Here is a 19,175-nt window from a genome sequence, read left to right as displayed (position 1 = left end):
GCAGGGCAATGAGGGGCAGCGCCGACATTGGCCCCTCTACCTCGAAAACTCGCTGCGCACGATGCCGTGGCGCTGCAGCTTGTCATAAAAGGTCTTGCGCGGAATCCCCAGCGCTTCGATGGTGCGCCTGACGTCGCCCTCGTTGCGGTTAAGCGTCTCGCGGATGATGTCGGCCTCGTAGCGCTCCAGCCGTTCCGGCAGTTTCATGGCGGCATCCGGCTGGGCTGGGGCAGGGGATGCCACTCCGGCGTCTTCCTCCAGTCCAAGCACGAAGCGTTCGGCGAAATGCGCGAGCTCGCGTACATTGCCAGGCCAGTCATGCTCCCTGAGATGGCGGTGCACCGCGGCCGGCACCGCCGGCAGCGGACGCCGGAAGCGGGCGGCGGCGCGCTCGGCGAAGTAGAAGAACAGCAGTGCGACGTCGTCGCGGCGCTCGCGCAGCGGCGGAATGGAGATCGTCACCACGTTGAGCCGGTAATAAAGATCCTCGCGGAAAGCGCCGCGCTGGCGCGGATCGCCGAGATCGACCTTGGCGGCCGCAACGACGCGCAGGTCGACCGGCCGCATTTCGTTGGTGCCAAGCGGGGTGACCTCGCGCATTTCCAGCACGCGCAGCATCTGCACCTGTGTCGAGACCGGCATGCTTTCGATCTCGTCGAGGAACAGCGTGCCGCCGCTGGCATGCTCGATACGGCCGATCCGCTTCTTCTGCGCCCCGGTGAAGGCGCCGGCCTCGTGGCCGAACAATTCGCTCTCGATGACCGTCTCGGGCAGCGTGCCGCAATTCAGCGCGACGAAATTGCCCTTGGCGCGGCGACTCCAGCGATGCAAAAGGCTGGCCACCACTTCCTTGCCGGAACCGGTTTCGCCGGTCACCAGCACGTCGACATCGGTGTCGGCGATCTGGCGCAGCGTGCGGCGCAGCCTTTCCATCGCCGGCGTCTGGCCGATCAGCGGCAGGCCGTCCTGCGCCTCTCCGGCCGCCTCGCGCAAGGCGCGGTTCTCCATCACCAGGCGGCGCTTTTCCGCGGCGCGGCGCACGCTCTGCACCAGCCGGTCGGCGGCGAAGGGTTTTGTGATGAAGTCGTAGGCGCCGTCCTTGATCGCCTTGACGGCAACCGCGATGTCGCCATGCCCGGTGACGAGGATGACCGGGATGTCCGGGTCCAGCCGCAGGATGCGGTTGAAAAGCTGCAAGCCGTCAATCTCAGGCATGCGGATATCCGACACCACCACGCCGGCAAAACCGGTGTCGAGCCTGGCCAGCGCCTCGGCCGCCACCGAAAAAGCCGAGACCGAAAAGCCGGCAAGCTCGAGCGTCTGCGCGGTGGCCTTGAGGAGATCGCTGTCGTCATCGACCAAGATGACCGGCGCTGCGTCGTCGTTCGTCATGCTGCCTTGGCCACTATGCTGCTTTCAAGAGATGGATGGCGAAGCGGGTGCCGCTGCCGTCGCTCGAAACCTCGATGCGTCCGCCGTAGTCGGCGACGATATCCTTCGAGATGACAAGGCCAAGACCGAGGCCTTTTTCCTTGGATGTATTGAACGGCGTGAACAGCGATTTGAGAATCCCTGGCGGAATGCCAGGTCCGTTATCGGACACGCCGACCATCACGCCGTCCGCGGTCTCCTCGACCGAAACCCGCACATGAGCGTCGTTGCGGCCGTCCAGCGCTTCAAGCGCGTTCTGGAAGAGGTTGATCAGCACCTGTTCGAGCCGGACCCGGTTGCCCATGACCTTGAGGCTCGGCGGTGGCAGGTCGATCGCCAGTGCGTCGAGCCGGCCGGCAAAGCGGCTTCTCAACAGCACGACGGCGCCCTCGATGACACCGCGCAATGCGACAGGCTCGGCGGCGGTGCGGCCCTTGCGGGCAAAGGCCTTCAATTCTTCGGTGATGGTGCCTATGCGCTCGGTCAATGCTGCGATGGCGCCGAGGTTTTCCTCGGCGGGCGCGGTCTGCTTCCTGTCGAGGAAGACGCGGGCGTTGTCGGCATAGGCGCGTATGGTGGCAACCGGCTGGTTGATCTCATGGGCGACGCCGGCGGCGACCTGGCCGAGGATGGCGAGGCGGTTGGCCTGGACCAGATCCTGCTGCACCACCTGCAGCTTGGCTTCCGTGCTGCGATGGTCTGATATCTCCGCCTGCAGCCGATCGCGGGCACGGCTCAGATCCTCGGTTCGTTCGACGACGCGGCGCTCGAGTTCGGTGCGCGCCGCCTGTTCGGCGGCGATCCGCATTTGTCCCGACTGCCGGCGCCACAACAGATACGCAGCAAGGCCGAGCAACGGGACCAAGACGCCGAGCGCAAGGAGCCGCATTTCACGGGCCGCGGCGGCGATCGGAGCCTCGGCCGGGACGAGATAGTCGAGCCGCCAGGGGGTCGAAGCAGCCGGGGCTGAAAGCCGGAGATATTCCGCGTCGCTGCCGCCGGGCGTCACCGCGTGGACCATGGATGTGTCCGGGCTGAGCGCCTGCGGGCGCGTGATCGGCAACGGCATCAGCGGTGCGTCGCCGAACTGCTGGCTGTTCTGGATGGCGGCACGATCAGACGCGGCAAGCGGCGCCGTCGTCATGAAGCGCCAGGACCGCACGCTGGTGATCAGGACGATACCACGCTCGTCGCTAACATAGGCCGGGCGGTTCACCTCGTGCCAGTCGGCTTCGAGCTGATCGAACTCCGCCTTGACGACGACGACGCCGAGCGGTGCGGCAGCATCGCCGACGCGTCGCGAGATGTAGAGGCCTGGGCGTTTGCTGACATTGCCGAGCGCGAAATATTCGGCGGTTCCGGATTGCATCGCTGCGGAGAAATAGTCGCGGAACCGGTAGTCGTTGCCGACAAAGCTGATCGGGTCGCGCCAGTTGCTGGAGGCGATCGCCAGTCCGTCGCTGCCGATGACATAGAGCACCGAGGCCTTGGTGCCGGAGACCAGCCCTTCAAGCTTGCGATTCAGCACATCGATTGCAGCAGCACTTTTCTGCGCCAGCGCGTCGCGCACCTGCTGGTCTTCCGACAAAAGCAGGGGCAGGGCGCGCGGGCTTTCCAGAACGGCGCGCAATAGCGCGACCTTCAGATTGGCGTCGGTGCGGCCCTGCGCCGTCAGTGTCCCGAGCTCCGTGATGCGGCCATAGAGACCGGCGCCGTAAAGTGCGGCCGTGGCCGTCGCAAGGGCGATTACCGCAAACAGCAGCCAGGCACGGCGCGCTCGCCTGCCGAGTTGCTCGGGCGTCGACGGCAAGGCAGCGGCGGGTCGTTGCAGCATCGCCCATTTGTGCATGATTTCGCACAAAGCACAATTCGACCATGCGAACATCCGCACTTTGTGTGGGCAAAGCCAAAAGCTTGAGTTCGAGGATATCCAACAAAATCAAATCGATAGCCTCTTAAGCGCAGTCTGGCACGGCAGTTGCAAACACGACTTCAGTGGTCGTGAGGCTGCTGGGGGTCAAATGCAAACGCTCCGGGAGGTCGAGCTTTCGATCGGAGCACAATGGAGGACGTCATGCAGACAGCATTCGCTGCCGCCGCGCCGCGCGGCAAACTTCCGTTCTACCGGCATCTCTATGTGCAGGTGCTGGCGGCGATCGCCGCCGGCGTGCTGCTCGGCCACTTCTATCCCGAAATCGGTGAGGCGATGAAGCCGTTCGGCGACGCTTTCATCAAGCTGGTGAAGATGGTGATCGCGCCGGTGATCTTCCTGACGGTGGCGACCGGCATCGCCGGCGTTTCCGACCTGCAGAAGGTGGGCCGCGTCGCCGGCAAGGCGATGATCTACTTCCTGGCATTCTCGACGCTGGCGCTGGTCGTCGGCCTCGTCGTCTCGAACGTCGTCCAGCCGGGCGCCGGCATGCATATCGATCCGGCCACGCTCGATGCCACAAAAGTGGCGACCTACACCGAAAAAGCGCACGACACCAGCATCGTCGGCTTCCTGATGAATATCATCCCCGACACGATCATCGGCGCTTTCGCAAAGGGCGACATCCTGCAGGTGCTGTTCTTTTCGGTGCTGTTCGGGCTCGCTCTTGCGGCGGTCGGCGATCGCGGCCGCCCGGTCGTCGATTTCCTGCAGGCATTGACCACGCCGATCTTCCGCCTCGTCGCCATCCTGATGAAGGCCGCGCCGATCGGCGCTTTCGGCGCCATGGCCTTCACCATCGGCAAATACGGCATCGGCTCGATCGCCAACCTCGCCATGCTGATCGGCACATTCTACCTGACATCGCTGCTGTTCGTGCTGGTGGTGCTGGGCGCGGTCGCCCGCTACAACGGCTTCTCGATCCTGGCGCTGATCCGCTACGTCAAGGAAGAGCTGCTGCTGGTGCTCGGCACCTCGTCCTCGGAAGCGGCACTGCCGGGCCTGATGGCCAAGATGGAGCGCGCCGGCTGCAACCGCTCGGTGGTCGGGCTGGTCGTTCCAACCGGCTATTCCTTCAACCTCGACGGCACCAACATCTACATGACGCTGGCCGCGCTGTTCATCGCCCAGGCGACCGACACGCCGCTCACCCTCGGCGACCAGATCCTGCTGCTCGCCGTCGCCATGCTGAGCTCCAAGGGCGCCGCCGGCATCACCGGCGCCGGCTTCATCACGCTGGCCGCGACGCTCTCGGTCGTGCCCGCAGTGCCGGTCGCCGGCATGGCGCTGATCCTCGGCGTCGACCGCTTCATGTCGGAATGCCGGGCGCTGACCAACTTCATCGGCAATGCGGTGGCGACCGTGGTCGTGGCGCGCTGGGAAGGGGAACTCGACCAGACCAGGCTCGCTGCCGCGATGGCCGGCGACTTGCCTGAGGAAGCCGATCTGTCGCTACCGGGGCTGCAGGCTGCGTGACTGTTCAGGCCTGCCACCATACGGCCCGGAGCCGGTTCGCCGGCTCCGGGAAAGACCACCGGCCTTGTAAGCCGATGGTCGCAGGTCGTCTCCTGCCGGTTGCCGCGCAATAGCGGCTGATAACAGACCATCCCGTAAATCATTTGCTTACACTCAGTTGACTTGCGTAAGCAATGTGCTTACGTTTTGCATGATCAAATCGTTCAAACACAAGGCGCTGGCGGACCTCTTTCAAACCGGAGGAACCGGAAAGATCGACGCCAAGATGCACAAGCGCATCCTTGTCCGGCTTGACCGTCTGGAGTCGCGGAAAGGCCGGAAGACATGAACATGCCGGGCTTCGACTTCCACGCTTTGAAAGGTTTCAGCCCGACCCGCTACACGGTGCATGTCAACGGGCCGTGGTGCATCACATTCGAGTTCGACGGCACTGATGTCGCCCGCGTCGATTTCGAACAATACCATTGAGGCGGTCAGATTGGAGAAGTCGGATATGAGCGTGTATGAGCCGATTCGTCCGATGGAGCGCTGCCCAACCCACCCTGGAGCGCTGCTTGACGACATTATCCCGGCAACCGGAAAGACCAAGGTGGAAATCGCCAATCTGCTCGGAATCTCGCGCCAGCAGCTTTACGACATCATCCGCGAGAAGAAGCCGGTGTCGCCGGCCGTCGCCGCCCGCCTTGGGAAGATGTTCGGCGACGGCGCCGCGATCTGGCTCAGGATGCAGGCCGCGTATGATGCCTGGCACGCGGAGCGCGAAGTGGATGTCAGCGCCATTCCAACGCTGCATGCCGCCTGAGACGTAACAGGCTTGTGAGCCTTTGGTCTTGGCGTGGGGCTTGCTCCAGCCGCATTTGAAGGCCAGTATCCGCCATGCCTTCAAGGTGCCTGTCCGCTGCGGTCCCGACCTGATCGCGACCCAAGCCTTTCCGTCAGGCTCGGTTGTCGTGTCATCCGAGCCGAACCGTAGGAGCCCTTGCTGCCGTCGACCATGATCTCGGCGGCAGCTCTTGAAGGCAATGGCGGCCTCAGCATGAAGTCGCAAAGCAAGAGACGTGACCCGTCCTGACGAAAGGCACGAGCCTTCTCCCAGGAATTCGTGGGACGCGCTTGAGGAGGAACCAGGCCCGCGCGCGGGTTTGCTGAAACCAAAGCAAGATGCGAGGTCAAATGCGATGCAGTCTGTCCCGAGGATTCCGGTATCTATCATCATTCCGAACTACAATTACGCGCGTTTCCTCAAACGCAGCATCGATAGCGCCCTCGAGCAGGACTACGCGGATGTCGAAGTCATCGTCGTCGATGATGCCTCGCAGGACAATTCCACGACAATCATGAAATCATATGGGGACAGGATCCTCGCCTGCCCGCGCGCGCAAAATGGCGGGCATGCGGCGGCGTTCAACACCGGGTTCGCGGCAAGCTCGGGCAAGATCGTCCTGTTCCTCGACGCCGACGATTTTCTTTATCCGACCGCCGTTTCCAGGATCGTCGACACCTGGGATGCGGCAACTGCCCAGGTGCAGTCAAGGCTGCATATCGTCGACGAACGACAACGCATCAAGGACGTCTTTCCGCCGCCCGAACTGCCCTTTGACAGCGGTGACGTCATGCCGAAACTCCTGCACAAGGGCCGCTATCAGACGACTGTGACCAGCGGGCTGGCCTTTGATCGCACAACCCTCGAATCGATCATGCCTATACCGGAGGCGGAGTTCCGCCAGGGCGCGGATGGCTACCTTGTAACGCTGGCGCCCATGTACGGACACGTCCAGTCGATCGACGAATGCGTCGGCGCCTACCGGATCCACGGCGCCAACCATTCGGTGTTCGGTGAAAAGCTCGCCGAGCGGGCACGCTGGCGGGTAACCCACGACTTCCGCCGCATGCAGGCGCTGTCGGACCAAGCCTCCGGGATCGGCCTGACCATCGTCCCGTCGGAGGCTGTCCGCCACGATCCGGTCCACCTGGAAGAGCGGCTGGCGTCGCTGTGCGCGGACAGGCGCCGGCACCCCGTGGCCAATGATTCCCGGCTGGCGCTTGGGGCGGCGGGCGTCGTCGCCAGCCTCGAAATGACCGCGTCGCTGCGCCGGCGCGCCGTCCTTGCCGCCTGGTTCCTGTCGGTCGGGGTGCTGCCGCGGAAACTGGCGACGGCGGTGCTGTCGTGGAAGCTCGACGCATCGTCTAGACCGGCATTCCTGAGCCGTCTGTCCAAGACCATTCGCCACGCAATGGGGTAGAAGACCGTCGCCCGAAGCGGAGCGCGTATCCGCTCGACAGTTGGCGGGACAGCGCCCCCCTCTGGCCTGCCGGCCATCTCCCCCACTTGGGGGGAGATCGGCAGCTTCGGCGACGGCTCCTTTCTTCGGCGGTAGTGATTGGCGAAAGCGGAGATGACGGCCAATCTCTCCCCAAGTGGGGGAGATGTCCGGTAGGACAGAGGGGGGCGCGAAGGATTGCCCACCTTTGACTTGATCTGTTTTCCGCTTCGCGCCTCACTGCCCCGCGCGCAGCCTGACCACGGCACTGCGCGCCGCCAGCACCAGCACCGTGATGATGATCAGGATCACCGAGAGGGCGGCGATCGCCGGGTCGATGTTGTCGCGCAGGCCCATCCACATCAGCCTGGGCAGGGTGATCGCGTTGACCGAGGTGATGAACAGGGTGACGCCGATCTCTTCCCAGGACAGCACGAAGGACAGCAGGGCGGCAGTGACGATGCCGAATTTGATGTTGGGCATGATGATGCGGGTGGCGCGTTCCCACACGGTGGCGCCGAGACCGCGCGCGGCAAGGTCGATGCGCCGGTCGAGCTGGCTGAGCGACACCAGGATCAGCACCGTGGCGAAGGGCACCGTCATCACCGCATGCGCCATGGCGACACCGAGCCAGGTGTCGTAGCCGAAGAACGAAGAGACGCCGGAGATCGAGGTCAGCAGGAAGTAGAGCGTGATCGCCGAGACCACCGGCGGCACCACCATCGGCAGCAGCACGAAGCCGACCAGCGCGGCGGTGAAGCGCGGCTGGAACATCCACACACCGAGGCTGAAGCACAGGGCCAGCACGGTGGAAAAGGCGCTGCTGACGACGCCGATCCTGATCGAGAGCAGGATCGAATTGATCCAGCGCGGATCCTCGATCAGCGCCCGGTAGTGTCGCAGCGACAATTCGCCGGACGGCATCGCCAGCATGCGGGTCGGCGTCAGCGACACCGGGATGACGGCGAGCAGCGGCAACAGCAGGAACAGCGCCACCAGTGCAGCGAGGATCAGCGAGACGGGGCCGGGGCGGTAGGTCGGCATCAGATCAGCTGCTTCGGTCTGACATAGCGGAACAGCAGCGCCATCAGCGTACCGACGAACAGCACCAGCACGACGCTGATCGCCGCCCCCAGCCCCCAATCCGGGCTCTGGAAGATGCGCAGATAGATCAGCTCGGCGACCATCACGCTGCGGCCGCCGCCAAGGATCGCCGGCGTCACGAAGAAGCCGAGCGAAAACACAAAGACGATGAGCGCCGAGCCGATGATGCCGGAGCGGGTCATCGGCACGAACACCGACCAGAAGGTGCGCATGCGGCTGGAGCCGAGCCCGCGCGCCGCCAGCAGCACGCGGTCGTCGAGGCTGCGCATCGAAGACGCCAGCGGAAACACGGCGAAGGGAATGAGGAAATGCGTCATGCCGACGATGACGCCGAATTCGTTGCGCACCAGCGTCAGCGGTTCCGAGATGAAGCCGATCGCTTGCAGCCAGGTGTTGAACAGGCCGCGATTGGAAAGCAGCGCCACCCAGCCGAAGGCGCGCGTCAGCACCGAGATCCAGAACGGCACCAGGATGCAGAACTCGGCGATCACCCGCTGCGCCGGCGTGCCGCGCACCCACACCACGGTGATGGCGTAGGCGGCGGCAACCGAAACGATCGTGACGATCGCAGCGATGCGCAGCGTGCGGACAAACACCGACTGTACCAGCGGGTCGCTAAGCAGTGTGCCATATTGCCCGAGCCCCGGCTCGGGCAGGGTGAAGCTCCAATTGACGACGCCGAAGAATGGCCAGGCATAGGCGGCGCCAAGGAACAACAGCAGCGGCGCCATCAACAGCGCCGCGCCCATCCTGTCGGAGAGATATGCTTTCATCTCGGCCCCGGTTATCCCGGTCTATCAGGCGGAGATGATCTTCGTGTATTCGTCGAGTGCGGCCCCGTAGTTCTTGGCGTACCACTCCATGTCGAGCGGGATCTGCTTCTTCATGTTTTCGGGGTCGACCGGGTTGATGCGCTTCTTGTCGGCGGGGATCAGCGCGTCGGTGGCCGGATTGGCCGGGCCCTGGCCGAGCTTGTCGAACATGATCAGCTGCTTTTGCGGATCCTGGGCGCTGGCGATGAACTTCATCGCTGCGTCCTTGCCGCCGGGATTGCCCTTGAGCACGGCGAGCGCGCCGGGCGAGATCAGGCCCTGGTCCCAGATGAACTTGATCTTGCCGCCGGAATCCTGCTCGATCAGCGAGGCTCGGGTCGACCAGACGATCGCCATCGAAGCCTCGCCGTCGAGCAGCACGCTCTGGCTTTCGGCGCCGCCGCCCCAATAGGCCACGACATTCTCCTTGAAGGCGGCGATCTTGTCATGCGCGCGCTTGAGATCGAGCGGATAGAGCGAGGCCGGCGCGATGCCGTCGGCGAGCAGTGCCGCTTCCCAGCTCGACACGCCCCATTTGTAGAGGGAGCGCTTGCCGGGGAATTTTGCCACGTCGAAGAAGTCGGCCATGCCGGTCGGTGCCTGGCTGCCGAATTTCTCGGAATCGTAGGCGATGACATAGGAGAAGAAATAGGTCGAGGCGGCGTGCTCCCAGCCGAAGCCAGGCCGCATCTTGTTCTTGTCGACGATCGAATAGTCGATCGGCTCGAGCATGCCCTGCGCGCCGAGTGTGATCGCCGAGAACGGGTCGACGTCGACCAGGTCCCAGGTCGGGGCGCCGCTCTTGAATTGTGCGGCGATCGCACCCTCGGTCGGACCGGAGCCGTCCATCTTGACGGTGATGCCGGTCTCCTTGGTGAAGGCCTGGCCATAGGCCGCGTCATAGGCGGTGATGGCGTCGCCGCCCCAGTTGACCAGCACCAGTTCCTTGGCTTGCGCGAAGGCGCCGGTCGAGCGCAGCAGCATCGGAGTGCCGGCCAGCACGAGCGCAGCCAGCTGCGTGAACCGCCGGCGCGAGATCTCGCCGCGCACCGCCCTGGCGGACAGTGTCTCGATGGCGTGTTTCCTGGTTTCGCTCATCTCTGAATTGTTTGTCATGTCAGTTCCCCTTTTTGTCGTTGATATTTCCCGAAAGCCGGCCTGGCGAATTTCAGCTTCGCCACGCCGATCGTCATTGTCCTCCGTCCGGAAGGAGGAAACCTTTTTCCGCAGGCCATGTCAGCCATACGGAATTGCCCTTGCTGAGTGCCGAAGCGGCGACCTCGTTCGGCACCGAGACCGTCACCTTGGCACCTTGGCGCGTCGTGAGATCGAGCCGCGTCGCAGCGCCGAGATAGGTCGAGGCGACCGCAGTCGCGGCGATGCCGTTCTCGCCGGCTGTCGCTTCGGGGGCGATCGACATGTATTCGGGCCGGATCGCCAGGATGGCGTTGCTGCCGACGGCGCTTGCATTGCCGCGCAGGGTGATGGTGCGGTCTTCGCACAGGCCGGTGGCGCCGTTGTCGGCGTTGCGAACGCCCTTCAGCGGCAGCATGTTGATCTCGCCGAGGAACTCGGCGACGAAGCGGTTGGCCGGCCGGTCGTAGACCTCGTCAGGCGCCCCGACCTGCAGTAACTTGCCGTGGTTGAAGATGGCGACGCGCGACGACAGCGCCAGCGCCTCGCTCTGGTCATGGGTGACGAAGACGAAGGTGGTGCCGGTTTCCTGGTGCAGCCGCTTCATCTCGGCCTGCATCTGGCCGCGCAGGCCCTTGTCGAGCGCCGAGAACGGCTCGTCGAGCAAAAGCACACCCGGCTCGAACACCAGCGCGCGGGCCAGCGCCACGCGCTGCTGCTGGCCGCCGGACAATTGCGACGGCAGTTTCTTCTCGTGGCCCTTCAGCCCGACGCGCTCGACCATCTCACCGACGCGACGCTTGATCTCGGCCGCCGACTTCTTGCGCACCTTGAGCGGGAAGGCGATGTTGGCCTCGACGCTCATGTGCGGGAACAGGGCATAGCCCTGGAACACCATGCCAGCAGCGCGCTGCTCGGCCGGCCGCTCGGTGATATCGACGCCGTCGCTGTAAAGGCGGCCGTCGGTCGGCTGCACGAAACCGGCAAGGATCATCAGGAAGGTGGTCTTGCCCGAACCCGACGGCCCGAGCAGGGTCAGGAACTCACCGCGGCCGATATCGAGCGTCAGATCGTCCAGCGCACGGAACGAGCCGAAGCTCTTGCCGATCCCGATTGCCTTGATCTCTGCGGCACGGCCGGGTTGCTGCATCCTGCCTTGTCCTCAATGTGATTGAAATCGTAGGCAGGCCCGCGGCTCACCGCAACCGAATAGTTTTCGCCGCATCGGCAAATTTGATTCATCTATGGCGCCAATCTCCCCCCTCGAGGGGGAGATGGCCGCAAAGCGGCCAGAGGGGGTCGGTCCGACTGGGCTCGGCCTGCTGCTGCAGATGGAGGCTGGGGCTTCACGCGCGGCGACCCCCTCTGTCGCCTTCGGCGACATCTCCCCTCGAGGGGGGAGATTAGCTAATCTCCGACAGTTTCGACCTCAGCCACCTCCCAAACGCCTCCAGCACCGGATGCGCCGCCTTGGCATGTTCGGAAACGAGAAAATACGAGCGTGGCGAACTGATTGCGATGTCGAATGGGCGCACCAGCCGACCTTCGCTCAGCGCCCGGCGGCTGGTCAGTTCGTCGCCCATGGCGATGCCCTGGCCGGCGATGGCGGCCGAAAAAACCAGGTTCATGTCGGAAAAGAAGATGCCGCCCTCGGTGTCGGGATTCTCGACCTTCGACAGCGCCAGCCAACGCGCCCAGTCCTCGGTGTCGCCGAGATGCAGGAGATTGGCGCGCAGCACGTCGGCCGGCTTGGAAAAGCCGCCGATCTTGTTGAGCAGCGTCGGGCTGCACAGCGGCGTGAACGAGATCTCGCACAACAGCTCGACCGCCCGGTTCGGCCAGTTGCCGACGCCGAAGGCGATGAAGGCGTCGGCGTCGGCATTGCTGACGTCGTCCAGCCGCCGCGGCGTCAGGATGCGCAGCGCGACATCGGGGTACATCTGCCGGAATTCGCCGATGTGCGTGCACAGGAACAGCGAGGCGAAGCCCGGCGTGCAGCTGACGCTGAACGAGCCGCCGACGCCGGTGCCGGCATGGCGCGTTACCGCATCGCCGAGCACCGTCAGCGCCTTGCGTACGTCGCTGGCGTAACGCTGGCCGCGCGGCGTCAGCGCCACGCCCTTGCCGATGCGCTCGAGCAGGTCGAAGCCGAGATCGCGTTCGAGCAGCCGCAATTGATGACTGACCGCGCTGCGGGTCAGATGCAGTTCGTCGGCGGCGCGCCAGACGCTGCCGTGGCGGGCGAAACTGTCGAGGGCGCGCAGCGCCTGAGTCGAGGGAATTCTCAAGAGGTGAACCGAATTTGCATGAGCCGGGAAAACATATCACTTTTTGGCGAGGCGCTTCACTGCTTTCTTTGACCGATGGAGGATCCGGTGACGAACTCGGCTCAAGCGACCGCGCTTGCCTGTCTGGACGACATCCAGCCGTCGCTGTCGGCATGGACGCGGACGATCTTCGATTTCGGCGAGACCGCCTGGCGCGAATACCAGTCGGCCGCCTGGTATGTCGAGCGTCTGAAGCACGAGGGCTTTTCGGTCGAGGAAGGCTCCGGCGGGATGCCGACCGCCTTTTGCGCCCACTGGACCAACGGCGCCGGGCCGACGCTCGGCATGTATGCCGAGTATGACGCGGTGCCGGGCAATTGCCAGGACGCGGCGACCGTCAAGCGACCGCGCCCTGGGCTCGGCGCTGAGGCCGGCGGCCACACCGATCCGCACTCCGGTCTCGGTGTTGCCAGCTTGGGCGGGCTTTTGGCGACCAAGGCGGCGATGCAGCGCCACGGCATATCGGGCACGCTGCGCTTCACCGGCGAGCCGGCGGAGAAGGTGCGGGGGTCGAAGCCGATCCATGCCGCAAAAGGCTACTACGATGGCCTCGCCGGCATGATCTCCTTCCATCCCTTTTACATGCTGCCGCTCTGCAACACGGCGCGCTGGGACACGCATTGCGGCGCGGCCTATGCGATGATCTATCGCTTTGTGTGCGACGAACCCGAAAATTGGGTTCGCGCAAGCGATGGTCCACCGATTCCGCAGGCGCATTCGGCGGTCAGGGCGCCCGGCGCCAACGACGCACTTGTCATGATGTACATGGCGTCCAAGGCGCTGCGTGATTCCATGCTGCCGCATCAGGGCGGCTGGTCGATCAGCGAGGCGATCCTGACCGCGGGGCAGGCGACCGCTGACAATCTGCCGGCGGGTCTGGCCGAGATCCAGTACATGATCCGCGTGCCGACGATTGCCATGGCCGAGCGGGTCACCGCCGTGCTCGACCGCAACGCGGAGGCCGCCGCGAAGATGAGCGGCTGCCGCCATGAGCGGCACTGGGTGTCGAAGTCGCGGCCGGGGCTTGCCAATCATGCCATGGCCGGTATTGCCTACGATGCGCTGTCGACGGTCGGGGCGCCGCGCTGGGCCGAGGCGGCCAAGGCGATTGCCCGCGAAATCCAGGTCAATGCCGGCGGCGCGGCGAGCGGCGAGCCGTTCATCGCCGAGTTGGAGCAGCTGATTGCGCCTGACGAGGCGGAGGCGTTGCTGCGCCGCGACTTGCCGCCGTCGCAGCTCAATTCCACCTCCGACGATTACACCGACATGTCGTGGCAGACGCCGACGGCGCGGTTCTATGTCGCCCGGCCGGCGCTGCGGTCCGAGAACGGCCAGGCGTATCCGTCCTGGGCGATGAATGCGCTGGGCGGCATTTCCGCCACCATCGATCCGATGGTTACCTGCGCCGCGAAGACGATCGCGTTGGCAGCACTTCGCCTGCTCGAAGACAAGGCGGCCCGCGACGCGGCGATGGACGAATTCGTCGCCCGCACCGGCGGCGGCATTGGTGGCAGCACTTGGCTGGCGCCGCTTTGCGACTATGACCCGCCGATCCATTTCCGCTGGCCGGAATATGTCACCACCCCGCGCGGACGGGACTGGTGGATACCAAGTAACCCGCAAGCCGCGTGATCACCCAAGCCAGGAGAACCCCATGACCGTTCATGACCGCATCGTAGCAGAACCGTTTTCACTGCAGCGCCGCAATCCGGCCGGCGGCACCAAGCCGCTGACCGCCTGGGGCTTTGCCAACGAGACCGATGTCCTGACCGACGTGCTGCTCGGCTCGCCGAATTTCCTGCGCCACCTCTCGACCAGCTCGTTGTCGCGCAAACATCTGCGCGAGGCGCCGTGCAACGTCCAGATCGCGCAGGCGCAGCACAAGGATCTGGTCGCTGCTTACGAACATTTCGGCGTCAACATCCATTGGCACGAGCCGACGCCGAAACTGCCGATGCAGGTCTATTCACGCGATTCCAGCGTCATGACGCCGTACGGCGTCATCATCACCGCGATGGCCAACTGGTGGCGGCGCGGCGAGAACTATGCGGCGATCCGCACCTATGAGAGGCTCGGCATCCCGATCTACGACATGGTCACGGCAGGAACCTTCGAAGGCGGTGACTTCAACGTCATCGAGGACGGCGTGGTGCTGATCGGCTGCGGCGGCGCCCGCACGCAGGAGGAGGGCGCGCGCCAGGTCCAGGCCTGGTTCGACAAGGAGGGCTGGGAGACCCGCATCGCCTTTATCGACGAATATTATGTCCATATCGACCTGATGGTGGTGCCGATCGCCGAGAAGCTGACCGCCGTCTGCCTTGCCTGCACGGAGCCCGGCGTCGTCGACTGGCTGAAGGGCAAGGGCCACGAGATCATCGACGTGCCGTTCCAGGACACGATCGCGCTCGGCTGCAATTTCATGTCGCTGGGCAAGGACCGGGTGATCGCGCCGACCTCGAGCCAGACGCTGATCGGCCAGCTCAAGGCGCGCGGCTTCGAGGTCGCGGCGGTCGACATGAGCGAGATCTCGAAGACCGGCGGCGGCATTCACTGCATGGCGCAGGCGCTGAAGCGCGAGCCGGCCTGAGGGCCCGCCCTTTAGCCCGGCCGCTTCCGCGAAAGCGCCATTGTCAGCAACGTCGATCCCGCCTGGCTCGCGGCACGCCTACAGCACGATGAGCTTTCCCTTGTGCAGACGCTTGGCGCAACGATAGGCGAGATCGGCGGCGACCATGTCTTCCATGGCAATGCCCATCGCCTTGTAGGTGGTGATCTGTTGATCCGAAACACGGCCCGGCGCGCGGTCGAGCAGCATGGCGCCAAGCTCAGTGCCGAAATCCGGGTCGAAGCCGGCAAGCTCGCAAGAACCGACCGGGGTCGGTTCGAACGCATCCCTGGTCTCGACAAAAAGACTGGATTTGCCGATGAGCTCGATCGGCAGTTCACCGCCGGGTGGTGCCACCCCGACCGACGAGACGTGCGTGCCCGGCCGAACCCAGTCTGCCTCGATCACCGGCTCGTAGGAATGCGTCGCCAGGCACACCACGTCGGAACTGCGCACTGCCGCCTCGAGGTCGGCGACCGCCACCACCGACGGATGCAGCCGGGCAAGCGCTGCCGCATCGTCGAAGCTCTTCGAAGCGACCCGGATTTCGGCAAAGTCGCGCACCAGCGGCAACAGATGCAGGTGCTGGTTGGCCTGCACGCCGGCGCCGACCACTGTCGCTATCCTGGCGTCCCGGCGCGCGAGCGCGCGCACCGACAGCACGGCGGAGCCGGAGGTTCGCACCGCGGTTATGAAGGTGCCGTCCATGATGCAGACCGGCAGGCCGGACAGCGGATCGAACAGGCTGATGGTGGCGAGGTGGCTGGGCAGGTTCTTGGCCAAATTGCCTTCGAAGACGTTGACGACCTTGACGGTCAGGTTCATGCCCTCCATCCAGGCCGGCATGGCGAGGCTGTAGCCGGCCCCTGGGATGTTGAGCTGTGGTCGGGGTGGATTGACGACCTTGCCTTGTGACAGCGCCTTGAAGCCGTCTTCCAGAACATCGAGAAGCTGGCTGAGATCGATGCACGCCATCACGTCGACTTCGCTCAGCACCAGGATCTCGGTCGCTCCCTTGCTGATTTCCGCCGCACTCCTGCCGGCTGGGCTGAACGCTTCCTTGGTCATCTTGCACTCCTTTTGTTTGTCGAAATCGGCTCACCACGTTTGCTTTGAGTGGGTGAGGGAAGCGCAGGCTATTGCGAGCTTTTATGTGATGAAATACGTTGATTTTGATATCTCTGCGTGAAATCAGCACACAAATCCCTGAGATAGAGTGGATTGTGAAAATGGACCTCGACCAGATAGACCGCAGCCTGCTCCGGCTGCTGCAGGAGGATGGGCGCCGGACGACGCTTGATCTTGCCGGGCGTGTCGGGCTGTCGCCGACCGGAGCCAGCCAGCGGGTGAAGCGCCTGTTCCGCGACGGGTTCATCACCGCGGTCAGGGCGGTGCTCGATCCGCGCAAGGTCGGCCGGGGAACGCTGGTGTTCATCGAGGTCCGGCTTGACCACACGGCGCCGCATGTCTTTGACCGTTTCGCCGAAGCCGTGGCGAAGGCTCCGGAGGTTCTGGAGTGCCATATGGTGGTTGGCGGTTTCGATTATCTGGTGAAGGCGCGGATCGCCGATATGGCGGTGTTCAAGGATTTCCTGCAGCGGGTCATCCTGCCACTGCCCGGCGTGCGCGAAACGCACACCTTCGCCTCCATCGCCGATGTCAAGCCGAACGCCCTCTTGCCGGTGTGATCAGTGGAGGAGGGGAACGCTGTTCAGGACGACCTGCACGCATCTTCGCCATCCTGTCGCTCCCTGGCGCGCCTTCCGGTGCAGAGATGCCGGAGACCGGCTCTAGCCTTGCGCGGTCAGCAGGTTCGCATCGCGGGCCAGCCGCCACGCACCATCAGCCTCCTTGCGCAGGAGCGTCAGCGTATATCCCGATTGACGCCCCGGCTTCCCGTTCGGCGGCGTTGCGGTCATATCGATACGACCGCGCATGAAGGCCCAGTTGCCAAGAAGCTGTAGTTCAACGATCTCGTTCGTGCCGTCGACATGAACGCCGGCCATCTCCTGCGCGGCTGCCGCGAAGATCTCCTTGTCGAAGGGCTCCCGGCCGGGAACCATGAAGATCGCGTCGTCCGTCATCAAGCCGAGGACGGTCGCGGTGTCTCCACGCTTGCTCGCATCCATCCACGTCTCGACCAGCTTTCGATTGCTCTTTCGTCGTCCGTCATCCGTTGTCTCCCTGGCTTCTCGCCGTCATCGATACCGCACGGCGCTCCTCCATCGCCGCAACATAGGGCTCAGATCGCTCTCGTCATCGATTGCAGGGTTTTATCGACGTCACGCTGGGTGGGATGGTCCGTGAAACGGCAGGTCCGCGCGCTCTACGCCTATCTCCAACCGCCCGAGGCGGTGATGCGCTCGCCGGTCAGCCAGGATGCGTCGTCGGAGGCGAGGAACACCGCGATGCGGGCGATGTCGTCGGGCTGGCCGAAGCGGCCGAGCGGGGTCATGGCGATGACCTGCTTCTCGAACTCGCTGCCGACGATGCCGATCCGCTGCAGGCCTTCGGTGTCGACGCCGCCAGGCGCGATGGCGTTGACGCGGATGTTGCGGGCGCCGAGCTCTCTCGACATGGAGAGCGTGATCGAATCCACTGCGCCCTTGGTGGCGGCGTAGACCAGCGAGTTCGGCTGCGGGTTGAGGCTGGCGACCGAGCTGATGTTGATGACGCTGCCGCCTCCGGCGCCGAAATGGTTCACCGCTTCCCGGATGGTCAGGATGGTGCCCAGCACATCGGTGTCGAACTCACGGTGGAATTCGGCCTCGGTCACCGCTTCCAGCGGCTCGAATGCGAAGACGCCGGCATTGTTGACCAGGATGTCCACCGCGCCGAACGACGATTTGGCGGCCTCGAACAGGCGGCGCACGTCGGCCACTTGCGACACGTCGCCATGGACGGCAACGGCTCGGCCGCCTGCGTCCTTGATCTCGGCAACGACGCGGTCCGCACCTTCCCTCGACGAGGCATAGTTGACGACCACGGCGGCACCGGCCGCCGCAAGACCCTTGGCGATGCCGGCGCCGATACCCTTGGAGGCGCCGGTGACGATGGCGACCTTGCCGTTCAGCTTGCTCATCAATCTCTCCTTTGTCGATGATGAGCGGTATTTAATGGTGATCGGATAGCGTATTAAGGGTCACCTCGATCGGTTCTTTCGTGCCTGGAATTCTTGAATGACCACCATCCTCGAAAGGACCGCCGGTCTCGTCGCCTTCGTGCGCACGGTCGATGCCGGCTCGTTCCATGCCGCCAGCCGGCTCGTCGGCTCCAGCCCGTCGGCGGTGTCGAAGAGCGTGGCGCGGCTCGAGCGGCGGCTGGGCGTGCGGCTGATCCAGCGCTCGACGCGCCGGCTGGCACTGACCAGCGAAGGCCTCGCCTATTACGAGCGGGTCGCGCCTTTGCTCAGAGCGCTGGACGATGCCGAGGACATCGTCCAGATGGCGGATACCGCGCGCGGCCTGCTGCGCGTCACGGCATCCGTCGAACTCGGGCGCGGCCTGATTGCCTCATGGGCACAAGCATTCCTGGCGCAGCACGGCGAACTGAAACTCGAGCTCAGCGTCACCGACCGTCACGCCGACCTGATCCGCGAAGGTTATGATGTAGCGGTGCGCATGGGGACGCTGTCGGACACCGGGCTCATCGCGCGCAAAATCGCCAATCTGCCGATCGTGCTGGTGGCCTCGCCGGCCTATGTCGAACGGCGCGGCCGGCCGGCATCGGTCGAGGCGTTGCAGAGCCACGACTCCGTCCGCTATCAGATGGCCGGGCGGCCTTATCCGGTCACCTTCGCCGACGGCGCGGTGATCGTGCCGAACGGGCGGCTCGATACGGACGACGGCGGCGCCATCCGGCAAGCGGCGCTGGCCGGAGCCGGCATCGCGCATCTGATGCAGTTTGCCGTGCAGGACGGATCTCGACACCGGCCGTCTGGTCCGCATTCTACCCGAGGTGGCGATGCCGACTATGCCGGTGCACATCGTCCATGCGTATGGGCGACAGCTACCGGTCCGCGCCCGGCTGTTCGTTGAGTTCCTGGCGGGCCGGATGGCGGTGCTGACGCGATAGGGCGGGAGCTCCGTGGCAAAG

Annotated in this window: 17 protein-coding genes and 1 pseudogene; 8 read left to right on the top strand and 10 right to left on the bottom strand. The window is 64.6% G+C overall.

Annotated features, from left to right (window positions below):
- Positions 1-36 precede the first annotated feature (36 nt).
- The gene (locus AC0L3O_RS32850; protein ID WP_091599375.1) at positions 37-1,392 is read right to left on the bottom strand and encodes a sigma-54-dependent transcriptional regulator; all 1,356 of its coding nucleotides are present in this window, start codon (positions 1,390-1,392) and stop codon (positions 37-39) included.
- Positions 1,393-1,405: 13 nt separating this feature from the next.
- Positions 1,406-3,265 carry a sensor histidine kinase gene (locus AC0L3O_RS32845; RefSeq protein ID WP_473617747.1) on the bottom strand — a complete coding sequence of 620 codons (1,860 nt, stop codon included), beginning with the start codon at positions 3,263-3,265 and terminating at the stop codon, positions 1,406-1,408.
- Positions 3,266-3,505: 240 nt separating this feature from the next.
- On the opposite strand from AC0L3O_RS32845, the gene AC0L3O_RS32840 reads away from it, so the two are divergent.
- From AC0L3O_RS32840 to AC0L3O_RS32825, 4 genes and pseudogenes are all read left to right on the top strand, one after another.
- Complete coding sequence (locus AC0L3O_RS32840; protein ID WP_023799173.1) at positions 3,506-4,837, top strand: dicarboxylate/amino acid:cation symporter; 1,332 nt, start codon at positions 3,506-3,508, stop codon at positions 4,835-4,837.
- A 190-nt stretch (positions 4,838-5,027) separates the two neighbouring features.
- Positions 5,028-5,305 (top strand): annotated as a pseudogene (locus AC0L3O_RS32835) (type II toxin-antitoxin system RelE/ParE family toxin).
- A gap of 25 nt (positions 5,306-5,330) precedes the next feature.
- Positions 5,331-5,639, top strand: a complete 309-nt coding sequence (locus AC0L3O_RS32830) for a HigA family addiction module antitoxin (protein WP_023799171.1) — start codon at positions 5,331-5,333, stop codon at positions 5,637-5,639.
- Positions 5,640-6,015: 376 nt separating this feature from the next.
- Positions 6,016-7,080: a glycosyltransferase family 2 protein gene (locus AC0L3O_RS32825; RefSeq protein WP_023799170.1), complete on the top strand. Its 1,065-nt coding sequence runs from the start codon at positions 6,016-6,018 to the stop codon at positions 7,078-7,080.
- A 255-nt stretch (positions 7,081-7,335) separates the two neighbouring features.
- Here the strand turns inward: AC0L3O_RS32825 and AC0L3O_RS32820 are convergent, their stop codons facing one another.
- The 5 genes from AC0L3O_RS32820 to AC0L3O_RS32800 all read right to left on the bottom strand — a co-directional run bounded on the left by AC0L3O_RS32820 (position 7,336) and on the right by AC0L3O_RS32800 (position 12,436).
- On the bottom strand, positions 7,336-8,142 hold the full coding sequence (locus AC0L3O_RS32820) for an ABC transporter permease (RefSeq protein ID WP_023799169.1): 807 nt from the start codon (positions 8,140-8,142) through the stop codon (positions 7,336-7,338).
- Positions 8,142-8,975 carry an ABC transporter permease gene (locus AC0L3O_RS32815; RefSeq protein WP_023799168.1) on the bottom strand — a complete coding sequence of 278 codons (834 nt, stop codon included), beginning with the start codon at positions 8,973-8,975 and terminating at the stop codon, positions 8,142-8,144. Before AC0L3O_RS32815 ends, AC0L3O_RS32820 begins: the two co-directional genes overlap by 1 nt.
- A 24-nt stretch (positions 8,976-8,999) precedes the next feature.
- Complete coding sequence (locus AC0L3O_RS32810) at positions 9,000-10,112, bottom strand: ABC transporter substrate-binding protein (protein WP_473617758.1); 1,113 nt, start codon at positions 10,110-10,112, stop codon at positions 9,000-9,002.
- A 91-nt stretch (positions 10,113-10,203) separates the two neighbouring features.
- Positions 10,204-11,298: an ABC transporter ATP-binding protein gene (locus AC0L3O_RS32805; RefSeq protein WP_128170907.1), complete on the bottom strand. Its 1,095-nt coding sequence runs from the start codon at positions 11,296-11,298 to the stop codon at positions 10,204-10,206.
- Between the two features lie 253 nt (positions 11,299-11,551).
- Positions 11,552-12,436 (bottom strand): LysR substrate-binding domain-containing protein, encoded by an 885-nt coding sequence (locus AC0L3O_RS32800; RefSeq protein WP_287230080.1) that lies wholly within the window; start codon positions 12,434-12,436, stop codon positions 11,552-11,554.
- A 75-nt stretch (positions 12,437-12,511) separates the two neighbouring features.
- Here AC0L3O_RS32800 and AC0L3O_RS32795 point away from each other — a divergent pair, with 75 nt between their 5' ends.
- Both AC0L3O_RS32795 and AC0L3O_RS32790 read left to right on the top strand, forming a co-directional pair.
- Positions 12,512-14,107, top strand: a complete 1,596-nt coding sequence (locus tag AC0L3O_RS32795; RefSeq protein WP_473617746.1) for a zinc-binding metallopeptidase family protein — start codon at positions 12,512-12,514, stop codon at positions 14,105-14,107.
- Between the two features lie 22 nt (positions 14,108-14,129).
- Positions 14,130-15,062, top strand: coding sequence for a dimethylarginine dimethylaminohydrolase family protein (locus AC0L3O_RS32790; protein ID WP_473617744.1), 933 nt, complete (start codon positions 14,130-14,132; stop codon positions 15,060-15,062).
- A gap of 78 nt (positions 15,063-15,140) precedes the next feature.
- Here AC0L3O_RS32790 and AC0L3O_RS32785 read toward each other — a convergent pair whose 3' ends face one another.
- The gene (locus AC0L3O_RS32785; protein ID WP_473617743.1) at positions 15,141-16,148 is read right to left on the bottom strand and encodes an ornithine cyclodeaminase family protein; all 1,008 of its coding nucleotides are present in this window, start codon (positions 16,146-16,148) and stop codon (positions 15,141-15,143) included.
- A 161-nt stretch (positions 16,149-16,309) separates the two neighbouring features.
- Here AC0L3O_RS32785 and AC0L3O_RS32780 point away from each other — a divergent pair, with 161 nt between their 5' ends.
- Positions 16,310-16,768, top strand: a complete 459-nt coding sequence (locus AC0L3O_RS32780) for an Lrp/AsnC family transcriptional regulator (protein ID WP_473617742.1) — start codon at positions 16,310-16,312, stop codon at positions 16,766-16,768.
- A gap of 102 nt (positions 16,769-16,870) precedes the next feature.
- On the opposite strand, the gene AC0L3O_RS32775 is transcribed toward AC0L3O_RS32780, so the two are convergent.
- Together AC0L3O_RS32775 and AC0L3O_RS32770 are read right to left on the bottom strand one after the other, a co-directional pair.
- A complete protein-coding gene (locus AC0L3O_RS32775) occupies positions 16,871-17,209 on the bottom strand; it encodes a YybH family protein (protein ID WP_473617741.1) in 339 nt (112 codons plus the stop codon).
- A gap of 203 nt (positions 17,210-17,412) precedes the next feature.
- Positions 17,413-18,162: an SDR family NAD(P)-dependent oxidoreductase gene (locus AC0L3O_RS32770; RefSeq protein WP_473617739.1), complete on the bottom strand. Its 750-nt coding sequence runs from the start codon at positions 18,160-18,162 to the stop codon at positions 17,413-17,415.
- A gap of 97 nt (positions 18,163-18,259) precedes the next feature.
- Here AC0L3O_RS32770 and AC0L3O_RS32765 point away from each other — a divergent pair, with 97 nt between their 5' ends.
- Complete coding sequence (locus tag AC0L3O_RS32765; RefSeq protein ID WP_473617738.1) at positions 18,260-19,117, top strand: LysR family transcriptional regulator; 858 nt, start codon at positions 18,260-18,262, stop codon at positions 19,115-19,117.
- Positions 19,118-19,175 lie beyond the last annotated feature (58 nt).

The organism is Mesorhizobium sp. WSM4810 (genome assembly GCF_055811235.1).
Note: the sequence above shows the minus strand (reverse complement) of the source record. Positions and strands in the feature narration are given on the sequence as shown.

Bases quoted from the DNA above. Each gene is read 5' to 3' on its own strand.
- AC0L3O_RS32775 (WP_473617741.1), bottom strand. From the start codon at position 17,209: ATGGATGCGAGCAAGCGTGGAGACACCGCGACCGTCCTCGGCTTGATG.
- AC0L3O_RS32790 (WP_473617744.1), top strand. From the start codon at position 14,130: ATGACCGTTCATGACCGCATCGTAGCAGAACCGTTTTCACTGCAGCGC.
- AC0L3O_RS32825 (WP_023799170.1), top strand. From the start codon at position 6,016: ATGCAGTCTGTCCCGAGGATTCCGGTATCTATCATCATTCCGAACTAC.
- AC0L3O_RS32805 (WP_128170907.1), bottom strand. From the start codon at position 11,298: ATGCAGCAACCCGGCCGTGCCGCAGAGATCAAGGCAATCGGGATCGGC.
- AC0L3O_RS32820 (WP_023799169.1), bottom strand. From the start codon at position 8,142: ATGCCGACCTACCGCCCCGGCCCCGTCTCGCTGATCCTCGCTGCACTG.
- AC0L3O_RS32795 (WP_473617746.1), top strand. From the start codon at position 12,512: ATGGAGGATCCGGTGACGAACTCGGCTCAAGCGACCGCGCTTGCCTGT.
- AC0L3O_RS32840 (WP_023799173.1), top strand. From the start codon at position 3,506: ATGCAGACAGCATTCGCTGCCGCCGCGCCGCGCGGCAAACTTCCGTTC.
- AC0L3O_RS32850 (WP_091599375.1), bottom strand. From the start codon at position 1,392: ATGACGAACGACGACGCAGCGCCGGTCATCTTGGTCGATGACGACAGC.
- AC0L3O_RS32770 (WP_473617739.1), bottom strand. From the start codon at position 18,162: ATGAGCAAGCTGAACGGCAAGGTCGCCATCGTCACCGGCGCCTCCAAG.
- AC0L3O_RS32845 (WP_473617747.1), bottom strand. From the start codon at position 3,265: ATGCTGCAACGACCCGCCGCTGCCTTGCCGTCGACGCCCGAGCAACTC.
- AC0L3O_RS32830 (WP_023799171.1), top strand. From the start codon at position 5,331: ATGAGCGTGTATGAGCCGATTCGTCCGATGGAGCGCTGCCCAACCCAC.
- AC0L3O_RS32785 (WP_473617743.1), bottom strand. From the start codon at position 16,148: ATGACCAAGGAAGCGTTCAGCCCAGCCGGCAGGAGTGCGGCGGAAATC.
- AC0L3O_RS32780 (WP_473617742.1), top strand. From the start codon at position 16,310: ATGGACCTCGACCAGATAGACCGCAGCCTGCTCCGGCTGCTGCAGGAG.
- AC0L3O_RS32815 (WP_023799168.1), bottom strand. From the start codon at position 8,975: ATGAAAGCATATCTCTCCGACAGGATGGGCGCGGCGCTGTTGATGGCG.
- AC0L3O_RS32810 (WP_473617758.1), bottom strand. From the start codon at position 10,112: ATGAGCGAAACCAGGAAACACGCCATCGAGACACTGTCCGCCAGGGCG.
- AC0L3O_RS32765 (WP_473617738.1), top strand. From the start codon at position 18,260: ATGACCACCATCCTCGAAAGGACCGCCGGTCTCGTCGCCTTCGTGCGC.